The following is a 513-nucleotide window of genomic DNA, read 5'->3' as shown; positions in this document are numbered from 1 at the left end:
GCTCCGGGGCGGTCCACGCGGGGGCGGCGGGGCCCGGGAGCGCACCCGGGTAGGCGCCCGCGGGGCCGGCGACCGGCTCCGCCACCGCGGCGGTGCCCCACCCGGAGGCCTCGGGCGCCGGGGACCCGGACCACACGGGCTGCCCGGACCAGGCGGCGCCCGGTGCGGCGGCGGGGCGCGGCTGCTCGCCGTCCCAGGCGGCGACCGGCTGCCAGGACTGGGCGACCGACGGGCGCGCGGGGACCGGTGCGGGCGCGTCCGCCGGCGGGGTCGCCTGCTGCGCAGCGACGGCGGGCGGCGCGGCGGCGGCGGGCGGCGCGGCCGCGGGCGGCGCGGCGGACGCGCCGGCCGGCGCCGACGTGGCGGGCCACGCGGGCGCGGCTGCCGGGGCCGGGGCGGGCGCCGCGGCCGGGGTCTCGGCGGAGCGGCGGCCGAACGAGAACAGCGACCGGCGCTTGCGCGGGCGGCGGTCCGGCTCCGCCTCGGCCCCGTCGCCCTGGACCAGGGTGGCGA

1 pseudogene is annotated in these 513 nt (G+C 86.9%); it reads right to left on the bottom strand.

Annotated elements, in window-relative coordinates:
* Positions 1-513, bottom strand: a pseudogene (locus tag MHY85_RS21195) (hypothetical protein); the annotation flags it as partial.

Origin of the sequence: Cellulomonas sp. ACRRI, from assembly GCF_022346185.1 — a bacterium.
In the GTDB taxonomy this organism is placed as follows: Bacteria; Actinomycetota; Actinomycetes; order Actinomycetales; family Cellulomonadaceae; genus Cellulomonas.
This window is presented reverse-complemented; position numbering and strand designations above follow the sequence as displayed.